The organism is Flavobacterium tagetis (assembly GCF_016735615.1).
GTDB classification, from domain to species: Bacteria; Bacteroidota; Bacteroidia; order Flavobacteriales; family Flavobacteriaceae; genus Flavobacterium; species Flavobacterium tagetis.
In genome coordinates, this window is sequence record NZ_JAERSF010000002.1 from 752,239 (window position 1) to 766,918 (window position 14,680).

At 31.3% G+C, this 14,680-nt stretch carries 19 protein-coding genes; 2 read left to right on the forward strand and 17 right to left on the reverse strand.

Annotated elements, in window-relative coordinates; all coding sequences use genetic code 11:
• Positions 1-60: 60 nt before the first annotated feature.
• The 17 genes from JI750_RS10740 to JI750_RS10820 form a co-directional block, all read right to left on the reverse strand.
• A complete protein-coding gene (locus JI750_RS10740) occupies positions 61-363 on the reverse strand; it encodes a hypothetical protein (protein WP_202001337.1) in 303 nt (100 codons plus the stop codon).
• Positions 364-369: 6 nt separating this feature from the next.
• Entirely contained in the window at positions 370-822 is a 453-nt protein-coding gene (locus tag JI750_RS10745) for a hypothetical protein (RefSeq protein WP_202001340.1), read from the reverse strand.
• Positions 823-908: 86 nt separating this feature from the next.
• Positions 909-1,586, reverse strand: a complete 678-nt coding sequence (locus JI750_RS10750; RefSeq protein WP_202001343.1) for a YiiX family permuted papain-like enzyme — start codon at positions 1,584-1,586, stop codon at positions 909-911.
• A 101-nt stretch (positions 1,587-1,687) separates the two neighbouring features.
• Positions 1,688-2,593, reverse strand: a complete 906-nt coding sequence (locus JI750_RS10755) for a hypothetical protein (protein ID WP_202001346.1) — start codon at positions 2,591-2,593, stop codon at positions 1,688-1,690.
• A gap of 19 nt (positions 2,594-2,612) precedes the next feature.
• A complete protein-coding gene (gene kdsA / locus JI750_RS10760; RefSeq protein WP_202001349.1) occupies positions 2,613-3,431 on the reverse strand; it encodes a 3-deoxy-8-phosphooctulonate synthase in 819 nt (272 codons plus the stop codon).
• 217 nt (positions 3,432-3,648) lie between these two features.
• Positions 3,649-4,008: a hypothetical protein gene (locus JI750_RS10765; protein WP_202001351.1), complete on the reverse strand. Its 360-nt coding sequence runs from the start codon at positions 4,006-4,008 to the stop codon at positions 3,649-3,651.
• 18 nt (positions 4,009-4,026) lie between these two features.
• A complete protein-coding gene (locus JI750_RS10770) occupies positions 4,027-4,476 on the reverse strand; it encodes a 2-dehydro-3-deoxyphosphooctonate aldolase (RefSeq protein ID WP_202001353.1) in 450 nt (149 codons plus the stop codon).
• A gap of 20 nt (positions 4,477-4,496) precedes the next feature.
• The gene (locus JI750_RS10775) at positions 4,497-5,183 is read right to left on the reverse strand and encodes a lysoplasmalogenase (protein WP_202001355.1); all 687 of its coding nucleotides are present in this window, start codon (positions 5,181-5,183) and stop codon (positions 4,497-4,499) included.
• An 8-nt stretch (positions 5,184-5,191) separates the two neighbouring features.
• Positions 5,192-6,463 carry a sterol desaturase family protein gene (locus JI750_RS10780; RefSeq protein WP_202001357.1) on the reverse strand — a complete coding sequence of 424 codons (1,272 nt, stop codon included), beginning with the start codon at positions 6,461-6,463 and terminating at the stop codon, positions 5,192-5,194.
• Positions 6,464-6,739: 276 nt separating this feature from the next.
• The gene (locus JI750_RS10785) at positions 6,740-7,015 is read right to left on the reverse strand and encodes an ATP-dependent Clp protease adaptor ClpS (RefSeq protein WP_095927736.1); all 276 of its coding nucleotides are present in this window, start codon (positions 7,013-7,015) and stop codon (positions 6,740-6,742) included.
• Positions 7,016-7,051: 36 nt separating this feature from the next.
• The gene (prmA, locus tag JI750_RS10790) at positions 7,052-7,885 is read right to left on the reverse strand and encodes a 50S ribosomal protein L11 methyltransferase (protein ID WP_202001359.1); all 834 of its coding nucleotides are present in this window, start codon (positions 7,883-7,885) and stop codon (positions 7,052-7,054) included.
• 142 nt (positions 7,886-8,027) lie between these two features.
• On the reverse strand, positions 8,028-8,780 hold the full coding sequence (tpiA, locus tag JI750_RS10795) for a triose-phosphate isomerase (RefSeq protein WP_012025485.1): 753 nt from the start codon (positions 8,778-8,780) through the stop codon (positions 8,028-8,030).
• A gap of 55 nt (positions 8,781-8,835) precedes the next feature.
• Positions 8,836-9,333 (reverse strand): TlpA family protein disulfide reductase, encoded by a 498-nt coding sequence (locus JI750_RS10800; protein ID WP_202001361.1) that lies wholly within the window; start codon positions 9,331-9,333, stop codon positions 8,836-8,838.
• 324 nt (positions 9,334-9,657) lie between these two features.
• On the reverse strand, positions 9,658-10,320 hold the full coding sequence (locus JI750_RS10805; protein ID WP_202001363.1) for an alpha/beta hydrolase: 663 nt from the start codon (positions 10,318-10,320) through the stop codon (positions 9,658-9,660).
• A 201-nt stretch (positions 10,321-10,521) separates the two neighbouring features.
• Positions 10,522-10,974: a hypothetical protein gene (locus JI750_RS10810; RefSeq protein ID WP_202001366.1), complete on the reverse strand. Its 453-nt coding sequence runs from the start codon at positions 10,972-10,974 to the stop codon at positions 10,522-10,524.
• Between the two features lie 147 nt (positions 10,975-11,121).
• Positions 11,122-12,222, reverse strand: a complete 1,101-nt coding sequence (locus tag JI750_RS10815; protein WP_202001369.1) for a BT_3928 family protein — start codon at positions 12,220-12,222, stop codon at positions 11,122-11,124.
• A gap of 78 nt (positions 12,223-12,300) precedes the next feature.
• Positions 12,301-12,843: a DUF1599 domain-containing protein gene (locus JI750_RS10820; RefSeq protein ID WP_202001373.1), complete on the reverse strand. Its 543-nt coding sequence runs from the start codon at positions 12,841-12,843 to the stop codon at positions 12,301-12,303.
• Positions 12,844-12,988: 145 nt separating this feature from the next.
• On the opposite strand from JI750_RS10820, the gene folP reads away from it, so the two are divergent.
• Positions 12,989-13,813, forward strand: coding sequence for a dihydropteroate synthase (gene folP, locus JI750_RS10825; RefSeq protein WP_202001377.1), 825 nt, complete (start codon positions 12,989-12,991; stop codon positions 13,811-13,813).
• A gap of 26 nt (positions 13,814-13,839) precedes the next feature.
• Entirely contained in the window at positions 13,840-14,679 is an 840-nt protein-coding gene (locus JI750_RS10830; RefSeq protein ID WP_202001381.1) for a DUF4919 domain-containing protein, read from the forward strand.
• The last annotated feature ends 1 nt before the right edge of the window (position 14,680 follow it).

Genomic DNA, 14,680 nt, shown 5'->3' on the forward strand with positions numbered 1-14,680 from the left:
TAAAAAATGAAAAGCCATAAGTTTTACTTGTGGCTTTTTTCATGAATGCAATTTTCAATATTAAAATTTCATCACAATCAAATAATACAAGTAAATAATTGGAATATTAGAAAGTAAGATTAGAATTTTGATTCCGATATCTTTTCGTTGATGAGGTAAATGGATAAACTTTTCCATTAAATGAAAAAACATAATCAAGTTGACTACAATTCCAGCTAAAGCAAAAGGCCAAGCAATAACTAAAACGATAGGACTTCCATTTGAAATAATATAAGACATAAACAAAAGTGTACTGATTATAAAGGTTCCGATAGCTAATTCTGTAGATTGTTTTTCTTCGGAAGGATTATGAATAGTTTTCATGATTTTTTAAATTTTAAAAGTTTGCTGAATAGTTTTAATTGGCATAAAAAGCATTTTTGAAAAATCGAGATAATGAAATGCATTTGCTTTCTTGCCTCTTTTAAATTGCTGAATGAAATAGTTTATGCGTTTCGGATAAAAAATAGTTCCTGTTGCTATTACCATAAATAAATACAAGCTTTTCTTTCCGTTTCCAAGTAAATAGTACTGCATTCCGATTTCTTCATAAACCGAAACTCCAGTATTCGTAAGAACATGAATGATGTCGTGATCTTCGAGTTTTTCCTGAATATCGAAGTGATTCTTGTAAAGAAAATTTCCTAAACCAAATCCTAGACTTTCTTCGGGATAGTCCATTAAAGTGTTTTTGTCAATATTCCAAGGTTCATTCTTTTTAAAATATTTTTGATACGGTTTTTTGGAACATTTATATAGTTTTTCAATCAGGTAATCTCTCATAGTTTTGGTTTTTAAAAGTTCTTTGAATTTCAAAGTTTATTAGCAAATAAAAAGCTAGAATGAATTAAGACTAGCTTTTTAAGATATTAATAAGTGTCTACGACTGTTTTCAATATAGTAGAATCGGCAAGGTCAGAAGGAGCAACGACTTTTTCCGTTAGTGGAATATCGTTGCCGTAACGCTCTTTTAATATCTTCTGAACTCTGGAATCTTGTAAATTAAAATCTTTCAATTCTCTAAGTTTAGACAATTCGATTCCTGCTGCATTTTTATATATCTTCCAGATCAATTCCGAACAATAGATTCTATTGTCTGTCCATTCAAAATAAGCATCATATTCTTTACCGTCAAACTGCTGGCTATAATCTTTCATTTTCTGTAAAATCTGCGGACTTAAAACACTATCGTCCTTTAATCTTTTTACGACATATTTGCTATCTCTTCCATGTTTAATCCAATCTTCAAGCGGAGTAAGTTTTACAGGCTGAACAGCTTCAAAAACAAGCCATTTCCCGTTGATATCGTAAATAATGCCGCAATGAGAGAACTTAGAATTGGTTGCAATTCGAACCGCTTCACACTGTTTAGATTCTGAAGTTTGAAATATAAGATCGCCATCTTTAAATTTACTTGCTACTGTTTTCTCTTCTTGTTTGGTTCCCGTAAAAGGATTGTTAGGGAAAACTTTTATAGCCACAAATAAGGCACAGCCAAAACTTAAGATAAAAGTGATTATCGGAAATAGATATTTTTTGATTTTCATAAAGTATAATTTAAAGTACTTTGAGTTGCAAAGTAAATAATAAAAAAAATAGCTGCCAAATAAAATGACAGCTATTTTTTTAAATATATTTTGATGAAATATTAGATTCTAAAAATACCTCCAACAGCAATAATTCGCTGAAAATAAGTAAAGTGTTGAGACGCTTTATCTTCATTGCTTGTTGTAGTTCTAATATCCTGCATGTTGATATAACCACCTTTTAACTCTCCTTGCACATAGAAGTGTTTGAAGAAAGTAATGTTAAGACCCGCTTTTGCAGAAACACCGTAACCAGAAACATGAAAATCATCATGACGTTCTTTACCTAAAAGAGTAGTGTTGGTTTTTGGATATAAAACCCCGGCACCAATACCTTCGGTTAAGTTAATCTGAACTTTGTCAATATTTGGCAATCCAAACCATTTAGAAACATCATCAAATCTAGCAACTTCAGTATTAATGTAATTTAAACCATCTGTATGTTCGTACATTAAAAAAGCAGGACCGTTTACATTTATTTCACCATTGCCATAACCGCCTTCTTTAGCTCCTCCCTGAGACATATCTACAGGAGTATTGTTGTAATTATCATTGTAAATTGATGCAGGATCATCGGCAGGCAAATTGATGTTTCCGGTAACATTTGCAATTTGATTCTGTGACATTACATATTTCATGTGGTCAACACCAATCGTAACACTGTAATGATCGCTAAAAAAGTACCCCAATCTCAAATTGGTTTGTGGAATAGTCATATTAACAGGGTTGACATAATCAACATGCCATCCTTTTGGTTTATCATGAGCGGCCATATTCTCAACTGTAAAGTTGTAATCTTTACCTCTAAAGTTTACATCAGATTTTGAGTAGCTCTCTCTGTTACCTCCCCACATAACAAAGAATTTTCCTTTGTTGTGAGCAGCATATTTTTGTACAGGTATTTCTTCCTGAGCAAATGTGCTTAAAGAAACACAAGTCAGTAAGAAAAATAAAAATTTTGTTTTCAAAGAACTTAAGTATTATAATTTAAAATGCGTTAACTGTTTTTCTGATAGCAACTAACTTGTTCATTAAACCTTCAAAATAGTCCAAATGAAGCATATTAGCACCATCGCTTTTTGCATTAGCAGGGTCAAAGTGAGTTTCAATAAAAATACCGTCAACACCAACTGCGATACCCGCTTTTGCTACTGTTTCAATCATGTCAGGTCTTCCGCCTGTAACACCAGCTGTCTGATTTGGCTGTTGTAAAGAATGTGTTACATCTAAAACCGTAGAAGCATATTGTTGCATAGTAGGAATTCCTCTAAAATCAACAATCATGTCTTGGTAACCAAACATAGTACCACGATCCGTAACCATAACATTTTCATTATTACAGTCTAATACTTTTTGAACAGCATGTTTCATACTTTCAGGACTCATAAATTGTCCTTTTTTCAAGTTTACTGTTTTTCCTGTGTTAGCTGCAGCCACAACAAGATCAGTTTGGCGAACTAAGAAAGCTGGAATCTGCAATACATCTACATATTGCGCAGCCATATCAGCATCTTCATTTGTATGGATATCTGTTACTGTCGGAACATGAAAAGTTTCTGAAACTTTTCTTAAGATTTTTAATGCTTTTTCGTCACCAATTCCAGAAAAACTGTCAATTCTAGAACGGTTTGCTTTTTTGAAAGATCCTTTAAATACATAAGGAATCTGAAGTTTGTCGGTAATACCAACTAATTTTTCAGCAATTCTCAACGCCATTTCTTCTCCTTCGATAGCGCAAGGCCCCGCCAATAAGAAGAAATTCCCGCTGTCAGTATGCTTAATTTGAGGAATATGTTGTATGTTCATAAAATTATTTTTTTGCACTGCAAAGGTAGTTATGATTTATGAGTTTCAGATGAAGATTTAAGATTATTTTAAGAACTCTAATAGCTGGCTTGGAGCTTAGTAGAATTAGCATATAGCTAAAATTTCTTTTAATCGATTAAATGCTTTTTCCGAGGCAATATTAAAGCATGAAAAGAAACTGATAAATGACATTTATCATGTTTTGAAGTTTTGCAGTTTAATGCTGTTTTTTAGTTTGAACAATCTGTTTCTTATATCTATTTTCTTTGCATCTTTTGATCCAAAATTGTATTGAAATAACTAAAACCAAAATAAACAGCAAAAAGAAACAAGCCATAACAATGCCTAAAAGAGGCATTCCGCATCTTATTGGATTTGGATATTGTTCGTATTGTTTTGAGAAATTGTAATCGACAATGTAGAAAGAGATAATAGACACCAAGATATAAGAAACAATACTAATCCAGGATACGGAACTCAGGGTAAGTGAAATAGGTTTATAAACTGTTTTAGTTCCCATTATCAGTTGAAACAAAACAGGAAGTAAAATTAATATCAAAGGCAATATTTCAAGCATAATCTTGTCTTTGATGATTTATTGTTTCAATCTTAATCCTACTGGAACCATTAAAATTCCTTTTTCATAAACATTCAAATAAAGCTTAACAGGCTTTTTTTGTCCATCCCATTTCAATTCATAAACATTCAAAAATCCAGCTCCCATATTGCTTCTTTTAGTCGGAAATGGGCAACAGGTTTCTAATCTAGTATAAGTTACTTTTTCACCATTTGGGCCAGCTAAAGCATTTAAGAAGCGAGTTTCATTTAAAGCTTCATTGTTGGTGTTCTGAAAAAAAATATTAACAGGATAATCAGGATCATAGCCGTACTTTTTATCTTTAGCAAATTGTGTTATAGAAAAAGTATTATCCTTTTTTAAAATCAAATCTGGCGCATTGTCATCAACATTCTTTAATGTCGATTTTGTGCTTACGCAAGAAGAAACACTGATTAATAAAACAATTAAAAGGGCTATTTTTTTCATGGTTGAGATTGTTGCGAAAGTTATACTACTTGCTGTTCTTTTTTCGGATTTAGTTTTAAAGTACCAACTACAATCAGATATTGTGCCAGAAGATAGGTCAGCATAATAAAAAAGGAACTTTTAGGAATTGGAGCATAAAATTTATTTACAGCTAGAATACTGTCAGAGATAATAAAGAAAATTGCGCCTAAAAATACAAGCTGATTCCCTGGTTTTTCCCAAACCAAAAATCCGTTGAAAGCAAATAAAAGCATTATTGAGATTATTGAAGCATAAATCGAAACAGGGATTTCAAGTTCTCCTAAATGAGGCATTAAAACAGAAACCATTCCAATTAAATAAAATGCAATTAAAACACTTCCAAATATAAAAAGCGGTTTGTTTTGTTTTTTTCTGATTCTTTTCTGTTTATTAAAAAGAACACAATAGACAATATGTGCTGTTAAAAAAAATACAAGTCCTAAAATAAAATAAATTTCGCCTAGATCAGTAAAAAGCAAAATGACATCTCCAAGCCATGAAAGGGCAAGTGCTGCCAATAAAATATTCTGAGTTGGAAATTTTCTGTAAAAATAAGTTCCAAACCCAATAATTGGTACTAGAATGGGTTTAAGAAAAAGATCAAAACGCTCGTAGCCAGAGAGCAGAATAATGAGATAAACTATACTAAATGCTACATAAATTTTAAAAAAAGATGAGTTTCTCATAATAGGGGTTATGAATTGGTATATTGGTTTTGGTTGGTTTTAAAGTCAAAATTAACAAAATAAAGCGTTGTTAAAAAAGATAAAATCAGGTATGTAAAAATAATATAATTGCTAATTGGAATTTCACGATTTAATCCAAACCAATCTCCATAGTAGCCAATAATACAAATTACAAGCCCTAGACGAATGCCTTCCCATAAGAGGGCATATCGATTTTTATCCATTAACTCTGTGTAGCTATATATGGTTATAAAAATAAAAGAGCCGTAGATGAAAATATTTGGAAGACCAATTTTGGCAATATTCTCAAACAAATAACTTACAAACAATAATGTTATTAGCATTTGAATAACAGACCAATAAATCAGTTTTTGAGAATTCTGCGTGCCATATTTTTCAAAATTAAAAACATTCTCGATTTTGTTGACAGGAAATTTTTCTTCAAAATTTTCAGGACGCCAACCTGTTGGTTTAAACCAGATTGTCAATTTGTCTTTCCATTTTGGAGCGCGCCAAGCATCTTTTATTAATAAACTCAAATGCTGAAAATTTATCTTTATAGGATTCCAAGTATTGGCTGGTCTTGTGATACCGAAAACTGGAGGCACATCGTCTAGTTCTTCTTGAAAAGTACCAAAAAGCTTGTCCCAAAAAATAAAAATCTGAGAATGGTTTTTGTCTAAATATTCTGGATTAATGGCATGATGTACGCGATGGTGTGAAGGGGTTACCAAAATATGCTCAATAAAGCCCATTTTCTTAATATGCTTCGTGTGATACCAAAATTGCAAAAATAAGTGAATAGGCAACGTAATGGCAATTACTGAAGCAGGAACGCCTAATAAAGCCGCAGGAATCAGTAAAAAAGTAAATAGATTGACTAAACTAGCAATGGGCTGGCGTAGTGCGCAAGCAAGATTAAACTCTTCACTGCTGTGATGTATGGCGTGTTTATTCCAAAGAAAATTAATTTGGTGTGCTAGTCTATGACTCCAATAACCGTAAAAGTCAATTACAAAAAAAGCAATGCAGTAGGAGAGGACATTGGCTTCTAAATGTTGTAATGCAATTTTAGAAACCAGCCATTCATAAGAAAGAAAAGTTACACTCAGCCCTAAAACATCTTTTACCGAATTGGTAATGCCAGAACTTATGCTTGATACGCTATCTATCAATGGAGCAGTATCGTTCTTTTTATAAATGCCGTAGATTTTTTCAATAACAATTAAAGCTAAAAAAATTGGCATCGCAATAATTAATATCTTTCCGTATTCTTCCATAAAAAAGGATTCTATTTCGTTCAAATATAAAATAAAATCGAATGCTTTTTAAATTATTGATAAATTAAACCATAATAATATAGTATTTTGATTTAAAATAAATAAAATAGAGAAAGGATTCTCATAATTGTAAAGAAAAACTAATAGAATAGTGTTTTATTGTCTTTCTTTATTAGAAGATTTTTTTAATGAATTGAAATCTATAAAAATAAAAAACGTATTCTATTCAATTCTAATGTCGAATAAAATAGAATACGTTTTTAATGATTGAATCAATTAAACAATTTCGGCGCTAAGCCCAGCTTCCAAAAGTTGTGTGCATTGAGGTTTAAGTTTTTCAATCGGACCAGTTTTTACAGTGCATTTTCCGTTATAATGAACAATCAAAGAGCATTGTTCAGCTTGTTCAGCCGTGTGGTCACAAACACGCATAAGAGTATCGATTACGTGATCAAAAGTGTTTACATCATCATTATACACAATGATCTCGTTATTAAAAGCAATGGCTTCTTTTTCACGAACTCTTTCTCTTACTTTTTCTTTAGTACTCATGTCTTATAGGTTTTGTACTGAATTGATTATCAGTATCTAATTTACATATTTTAAAGATACCCAGTTGTTTCTTTGAAGCTTTTTAACATAAGTTAAACCCTTTTCAACACAAGAAGCATCAATAAAAGGAATATCTTCTTCATAAAAACCGCTAAAAAGAATTATCCCTTTTGGGTTTAAAGCATCAACATAAGACTGCATATCGTTCAACAAAATATTTCTGTTGATGTTAGCAATTATCAAATCATATTTTTTGCCTGCAAGTAAAGCTACATCGCCTTCATAAACGCTAATATATTTACAATTATTGCGCTCCGCATTTTCAATAGAATTTAAATAACACCAATTATCAATATCAATTGCGTCAATAGGTTCTGCGCCTTTCATTTCAGCCAAAATAGCCAAAATAGCAGTTCCGCATCCCATATCTAGAGTTTTTAGACCTTTAACATCCATCTCTAATAAATGCTGGATCATCATGTGAGTTGTCTCATGATGACCAGTTCCAAAGCTCATTTTTGGTTCAATTACGATATCAAATTCAGCATCTGTTTTTGGATGAAAAGGTGCGCGAACGTGGCATTTTCCGTCAACATCAATTGGTTCGAAGTTTTTCTCCCATTCTTCGTTCCAGTTTACCTGATCGATTTCTTCAATTGTATATTCAATCTTAAACTCTTCAGATTGTAAAATATAAATATCATCTAGGATATTTTCATCCCATAAATCCTTCTTCACAAAAGCAGAAATTCCATTTTCAGTTTCCGTAAAACTTTCAAACGCTTTTTCGCCCAATTCAGCCACTAAAATTTCAGAACCCAACTCTTTCGGCTCAATTGTAAAATGATATCCTAAATATATATTTGACATAAAAAAAATTTTTGCAAAGGTAATCCTTAAATTATAAATTTTCAATTTAAAAATTCCAAATTCCAAAACGAAAAAACCATTCGCATAGCGAATGGTTTTATGTAGAATTTATTCCGATAGCTATCGGGGACTAAAATTTTAATTAAATAGCTGTAACAATCGCTAAGAAATCATCAGCTTTTAAAGCAGCACCTCCAATTAAACCTCCATCAACGTCTGGTTTAGAGAAAATTTCTTTAGCGTTTTCTGGTTTTACAGAACCACCGTATAAAATAGAAACTTCATCAGCGATTTCAGCTCCGAAAGCTTTACGGATTGTTTCTCTGATGAATTCGTGCATTTCTTGTGCTTGTTCTGGCGAAGCAGTTTCTCCAGTTCCGATAGCCCAAACTGGCTCATAAGCTAAAACAATTTTAGACCAAGATTCTTTTGCAATATGGAAAACACCATCACGTAATTGGTTCTCAACAATGTTAAAGTGATTTCCAGACTGACGGTCTTTTAATTCTTCTCCGAAACAGAAGATTACTGTCATGTCATGTTTTAAAGCTGTGTCAACTTTGTTTGCGATTAAAGCATCTGTTTCGTGGAAAATAGCTCTACGCTCAGAGTGACCTAAAATTACTGTGTTAACGCCAATGCTAGTTAACATATCTGCAGAAATTTCTCCTGTAAAAGCACCACCTTCAGCTTGGTGAACGTTTTGAGCAGAAACTCCGATAGTTGTATTTTTTAATTTAGCAGCCGCTGCTTGTAAGTTTACAAAAGTTGGAGCTACAATTACTTGTGCATTTGTTTTTGCTGGAATTTTAGCAATTAATTCGTTTAATAACTCTTCAGTTTGCGCTGCATTTTTGTGCATTTTCCAGTTTCCTGCAACAATCGATTTTCTCATTTTGGTAGTTTTATATTATTTTTTTGTTTTTTGTTTGAAATGTTGTAATTGAAAATTATTTCAACGATTGTAAAGTAGAATTGATTTTTTCGAAATCAGTTTCGATCGCTCTGTACAAAACTATTTTTCCTGTTTTGTCAACCACGATATATCTTGGAATCCAATCTAAGTCAATCGCTTTTCCGAAAAGGCCTTTCATTCCGTCATTCATCATATAATGATCGCCTTTATTTAATTCATGTTTTTCGATTCCTGCTTTCCATTTATCAGCCGTTTTATCAGCAGAAAGGAATAGATAAGAAACATCAGGATTATTAGCTTGTAATTCTTTTAATTTTGGCATTGCTTTTACGCAGTCACCACACCAAGAAGCCCAAACTTCGATTAGCAAAGTTTTTCCTTTATATTTTTTTAAGATGTTTTTGAAAGCAACTTGACTTCCGTCAGTGGCTAGTAATTTCTCAGATAAGGCCTCTTTAGAAAAAGCTGTTTTCTGAGCTTGTGTGCAAGAAAAAGAAATAAATGCAATTACGGCTAGAACTAATTGTTTCATATTTTATTAAAATTATTTTTTATTAAGGTACTGAATTCACAAAGTTAAACAAACAAATGGAATGCCAATTGTACATTAACAAAATTTGAAGAGTCGTTTATTTTGTAACAAAACAGCGTTTTTTGGTTGAAAAAAGTGTTTTGAAATCGTAATAGTAGAGACGAAAAATGATGTTTTTTTCTAACAGAGATATTTTGCAAATAAAAAAATGATAAAAATTTTATTTTTGGAAAAAGATTTTAATCAAAAAAACGTCAGATTGCAATAAAAAAAGCCTCCAATAAAATCAAAATTATTGAAGACTTACTTTATGTTTTTGAATGCTTAATTCAAGTCATAATTTCCATTTGCCCATTTTTTACTTGGAGCAATCCAATTGTCTGCTGCTTTGTACAAAAAGCCATGTTTTAAACCAGTATTAAGTTCGATTTCTTTAAAGTGTTCTATTTTGCATTTAGAATTTTCTTTTCTTTTGATAGCGGAAACGCCATAAATATCTGATTTTTCATAAATGGTTAAAATATTACCGCAAAAATTAATGTCTGGAATTTCTTTAATATCAATATCTCTAAAACATCCAATAAAAACAAAATTCACATCTGGATTAGATAGATAAGTAGAAACATATTGGGCAATATAACCACCTTGTGAAGTTCCTATTACCGTAATATGATTTGCTGGGACGCCTTTCTTTATAAGCTTTTTAATTTGTTTTGTCATCTTCTCAGCATATTCTGCAGAGTTGGTGTTTTTCTTTCTTTTTTCGCTAAAAACAATAAAGTTATCTTTTCTGTATGATTTTAAGATTTCATTATATTCTGCTTTTCCATATTCTGGATGAGCTACATTTAGATCATTTTCTTCTACAAATTTGTTGTGAAAAAAGAAAATGTAGCGTTGATCTTTACTAGCGTTTTTTTCTTGGCTATAGCCGTTAAGATTTAAAAGAAAACTAAAAATTAGAAAAAATCTTGAAAATTGTTTCATAAAAAGGATTTGCTTATCGGATTGTTTTTAACAAATATAAAAACAAAATAATCAGTTTTACTATTTTTCTTACTTACAATTTTTAGAATATTATGTGTAAAAAAAGAGCGCCAATTCGGATGAATTAGCGCTTTTAAGTTTATATTTTTTTGGTTTTAAATATTTTATTATCAATGTAAATCTATAATTTAATTGAAATAATCAGCTTTTTGTATTAATCAGGATTTTGTATACCCCCGTTGTATTATCTTGCTTTACTTCTCCATTTTTGATTTCAACTGATTTTATTACTACCGATGAACATTCGCCTCCTTTTCTCTTTTCTGTAACAGCATATATTTCGCAAACATTTTTGCCTTCAATAGTGATAGCATATTTAAGTGATTTTGATTCCCATCCTAAGCTGAAAGTGAGACGATTTGATTTCTCACCATTAGCATAAACAGATTCAATGACTTTGTTTTGATCTAAATCTGTAATAGTTACCTCTTTTTTAGAATCAAAAGTACCGTTCTCAAACAGGTTTTCTCCTGAATCTTTGTCGACAAATTCTACAGTAATAGTTGCTGGTCCTGTAGAGCAAAGTACGTCTGATCCACATCCTGTAGTAAAAATTAAAATTAGAAATAATGATATTGATACTATTTTTTTCATGATTAGAATAAGTTTTTGGTTTGATCAAATGTAGGATTATTATTCGTAATATGAAATGTGATTTTAAATAAAAATGTTTTAAAATAAAAAAAAGCGCTAATAAATGTATTGTTTATTAGCGCTTTATAAATTTATATTTTTAAAGTATTATAGTTTCAAATCATCAACATCATTGTAGTGAACTTTTTGAGCAATAGTTCCATCATGTACCACAACAATACTTGGATTTGCTCTTTCGACAGTTTTTAAAGCTGTTCCGTCGCAGAAATAGAAATCGATGTCTAGAGCATAGTCTTTTTTCGCTTTAGCAATTTCATCAGCTCCAGAAGCCGTCATTCCTATTACTTTGTAACCTTTTGCTTTTGCATCTGCAGTAACTTTTGTTAGTTTTTTCATTCCTTCCGGATTTGATAAATTCAAATCATAAGTCACATAAATCAACAATTTAGGCTCTTTTAATAATTCTTCTTTATAATCAGAATCATCTTTTGTCATAGTAAAATCATGAATTGGCGGAATATAACCTTCAGTAATTACTTTGTCTTTACGATCAACAAATACGGCACCTTCAGGAATATTCATTAAATCTTTTTCTGTAAATTCTTTATCAACGCCATTTACTTTATAGATAAAAATCATTTCTACAACCGATTTTGGTGCACCTTCAGGAATTTCCATTCCTTTTTCGATGTTTGTTCCCACTTTATACGGACGGAAATCTTTGATAGGATTATGATTGATAACCCAAACAGCCATAAATACACATAAAATGATGCTCACCAAAGTGATAATGTTGGTAACCAATTTAGAAAATAAAGGTCTTACTAATTTTTTATTGATAAATAAAATCAAGATAAAGAAAAGTAAAACAACATCTTTTGTAAATGATTGCCAAGGCGTTAAATGTAAAGCATCTCCAAAACAGCCACAGTCTTTTACTACGTCAAAATAAGCAGAGTAGAAGGTAAGGAAGGTAAAGAAAACGATTAGCAATAATAAAGCCCAGATTGTTAATTTTGATTTGTATCCAACCAAAAGCATTACCCCCAAAACTACTTCCAGAATAACTAAAAAGATTGCTAAACCTAAAGCTAATGGCTCTAAAAAAGGCATATTGAAAACTGGTTCACTGAAATATTCGGCTAGTTTATAAGAGAAACCAACAGGATCATTCAGTTTTATTAGTCCGGAAATGATAAATAATACGCCGACAAATAATCGGGAGAATTGGGTAATAATGTTTTTCATGGCAAATATTTAGGGTTAAATTCCAAATTCCAAAATCATGTTAGAAAATTGGAATTTGGAATTTTATTTTTGGAATTTCTATTTATTTATAGGATTTAGGATTAAAGCAAAAACAGAATAATTAATCATATCCTGATAATTAGCATCAATTCCTTCAGAAACTATTGTTTTTCCTTTATTATCTTCAATCTGCTTAACGCGAAGTAATTTTTGAAGAATTAAATCGGTTAAAGAACTCACACGCATATCACGCCAAGCTTCGCCATAATCGTGATTTTTGGCTTCCATTAAATCTTTGGTAAGCTTTACTTTAGCATCATATAATTCAGTTGCTTTTTCAACATCAAGATCCGGCTGATCTACAACGCCTAGTTCCAACTGTATCAAAGCCATAATAGAATAATTGATGATTCCGATAAATTCTCCTTTTTCGTCTTCATCAACTTTGCGGACATCATTTTCTTGCAGACTTCTGATTCGTTGCGCTTTTATGAAAATTTGATCTGTTAGCGATGGCAATCTTAAAATTCTCCACGCACTACCATAATCTTTCATTTTATTGATAAACAAGGCTCGGCAAACCTCGATAACATTATCAAATTCTTGGGAAGTATTCTTCATTTATATGCTGTATATTTGCTAAAATTTCTTCAAAAATAAGGATTAAATTAAAGAGTTTCAAGTTTCAGGTTTTCTTTGTTTCAAGTTTTTTCTAAACAAAGTGTTAATGGCGGAAACTTGAGGCAAAAAAGTAAAATAAAACAAAATGCTAATTAACTGCAAAGGCGAACTTATAGATTTATCGATTCCTAAAGTAATGGGAATCTTAAATGTTACTCCAAATTCCTTCTTTGACGGAGGAAAATATAAAAACGAAGACGAAATTATTTCTCAAGTAGATAAAATGCTTTCTGATGGTGCAACTTTTATTGATATTGGAGCATATTCTAGTAAGCCAAGTGCAGAATTCGTCTCCGAGCAAGAAGAAATCGACCGAATTGTTCCTGCAATAGAATTGATTTTAAAGCATTTTCCAAAAACATTATTATCAATCGATACATTTAGAGCTGAGGTTGCGAAAGCAAGTATTGAAAGTGGTGCAGCGATTATAAACGATATCGCGGCAGGAGAATTGGACGATAAAATGTTTGATGTAATTGCACATTACAATGTTCCGTACATTATGATGCACATGCGAGGAAATCCGCAGACTATGCAGAGTTTGACTCAATATGATGATATTATTAAAGAAATGCTTTTCTATTTTTCTGAGAAAGTAAAAAAAGCAAGAAGCCTCGGAATCAACGATTTGATTTTAGATCCAGGTTTTGGTTTTGCAAAAACAACCGATCAGAATTATGAAGTGATGCACAAGATGGAGCTTTTTAATTTGTTGGAGTTACCTGTTTTGGCTGGTATTTCAAGAAAATCAATGATTTATAAAACGCTTGATATTACGCCACAAGAAGCTTTAAACGGAACTACTTTCCTGAACACAATTGCTTTGACAAAAGGTGCAAAAATTCTTCGCGTTCATGACGTGAAAGAAGCGGTGGAATGTGTTACTTTGTTTAATAAAATGAGTTTTTAATTTACGTACTTTTAGTTTAGATATAAATGATAAAAAAGAAATATTTCTTGGTTTGCTTTGTCTGTTTTATAGTTAATTTAAGTTCAGGACAAGCTCCCTTGCCACCACCACCGCCACCTCAAAAAGCTCAAAAAGCAGATTTAATTTATGGTGACCCCGATGGAAAAGATAATAAGAAAAGTCAAAATTCTAAAGCCAAAACAACCAGAGTAAAAAGTAATACAAAAGCTATTGAGGAGAATGGCTTTCCAAAAAGCGCCCAAAAATTTAATATTGCGATTACAGAATCAACAAATCCAAGTTCTGTTTATTACTACAAAAATATAGAAGCTCTGATTCGAAAAGGAGATACAACAGCTATCACAGCTGCACAAATAATTAGCTTGACTAAATATAAAATTTATTCTAATACAATAAATCCAACTAATTTGGATAGTTTAGCAAATAAAGTATACAAATTGAATGAAGCTAAAAAATATGACGAAGCAATTACATTGGCTAAAGAAATTTTAAATCAAAGCCCAAACAACATTACTGGTCATAAAGAACTAGCTTTTGCTTACAAAAAACTTGGAGATACAGAATTGGCTAATCTTCATTTTTCGATGATGGTTAAAATTATTAATTCGATATTTAAATATGGCGATGGAAGCCGAAACTCACCATATATTTTTAATAACTTTTTTGAAGGAATATCTGTTTATGAAGCCAAATTTGGTTTATATCCACAAAGAACTAGGTTGATTCTAACAAAAGAAAAAATCCTTCTAGCGGGCTATGATAGTTATCATATTATGCGTTTTGCAAATTTAACGCATTGGTTTCCATTGCTAAAAGAAGGCGATTATAAAGTTGAATTAAATTAGA

What these genes read in the sequence shown, in the direction of transcription:
- JI750_RS10740 (WP_202001337.1), bottom strand. Translation starts at nt 363, where the DNA reads ATGAAAACTATTCATAATCCTTCCGAAGAAAAACAATCTACAGAATTA.
- JI750_RS10745 (WP_202001340.1), bottom strand. Translation starts at nt 822, where the DNA reads ATGAGAGATTACCTGATTGAAAAACTATATAAATGTTCCAAAAAACCG.
- JI750_RS10750 (WP_202001343.1), bottom strand. Translation starts at nt 1,586, where the DNA reads ATGAAAATCAAAAAATATCTATTTCCGATAATCACTTTTATCTTAAGT.
- kdsA (WP_202001349.1), bottom strand. Translation starts at nt 3,431, where the DNA reads ATGAACATACAACATATTCCTCAAATTAAGCATACTGACAGCGGGAAT.
- JI750_RS10765 (WP_202001351.1), bottom strand. Translation starts at nt 4,008, where the DNA reads ATGCTTGAAATATTGCCTTTGATATTAATTTTACTTCCTGTTTTGTTT.
- JI750_RS10770 (WP_202001353.1), bottom strand. Translation starts at nt 4,476, where the DNA reads ATGAAAAAAATAGCCCTTTTAATTGTTTTATTAATCAGTGTTTCTTCT.
- JI750_RS10775 (WP_202001355.1), bottom strand. Translation starts at nt 5,183, where the DNA reads ATGAGAAACTCATCTTTTTTTAAAATTTATGTAGCATTTAGTATAGTT.
- JI750_RS10780 (WP_202001357.1), bottom strand. Translation starts at nt 6,463, where the DNA reads ATGGAAGAATACGGAAAGATATTAATTATTGCGATGCCAATTTTTTTA.
- JI750_RS10785 (WP_095927736.1), bottom strand. Translation starts at nt 7,015, where the DNA reads ATGAGTACTAAAGAAAAAGTAAGAGAAAGAGTTCGTGAAAAAGAAGCC.
- prmA (WP_202001359.1), bottom strand. Translation starts at nt 7,885, where the DNA reads ATGTCAAATATATATTTAGGATATCATTTTACAATTGAGCCGAAAGAG.
- tpiA (WP_012025485.1), bottom strand. Translation starts at nt 8,780, where the DNA reads ATGAGAAAATCGATTGTTGCAGGAAACTGGAAAATGCACAAAAATGCA.
- JI750_RS10800 (WP_202001361.1), bottom strand. Translation starts at nt 9,333, where the DNA reads ATGAAACAATTAGTTCTAGCCGTAATTGCATTTATTTCTTTTTCTTGC.
- JI750_RS10805 (WP_202001363.1), bottom strand. Translation starts at nt 10,320, where the DNA reads ATGAAACAATTTTCAAGATTTTTTCTAATTTTTAGTTTTCTTTTAAAT.
- JI750_RS10810 (WP_202001366.1), bottom strand. Translation starts at nt 10,974, where the DNA reads ATGAAAAAAATAGTATCAATATCATTATTTCTAATTTTAATTTTTACT.
- JI750_RS10815 (WP_202001369.1), bottom strand. Translation starts at nt 12,222, where the DNA reads ATGAAAAACATTATTACCCAATTCTCCCGATTATTTGTCGGCGTATTA.
- JI750_RS10820 (WP_202001373.1), bottom strand. Translation starts at nt 12,843, where the DNA reads ATGAAGAATACTTCCCAAGAATTTGATAATGTTATCGAGGTTTGCCGA.
- folP (WP_202001377.1), top strand. Translation starts at nt 12,989, where the DNA reads ATGCTAATTAACTGCAAAGGCGAACTTATAGATTTATCGATTCCTAAA.
- JI750_RS10830 (WP_202001381.1), top strand. Translation starts at nt 13,840, where the DNA reads ATGATAAAAAAGAAATATTTCTTGGTTTGCTTTGTCTGTTTTATAGTT.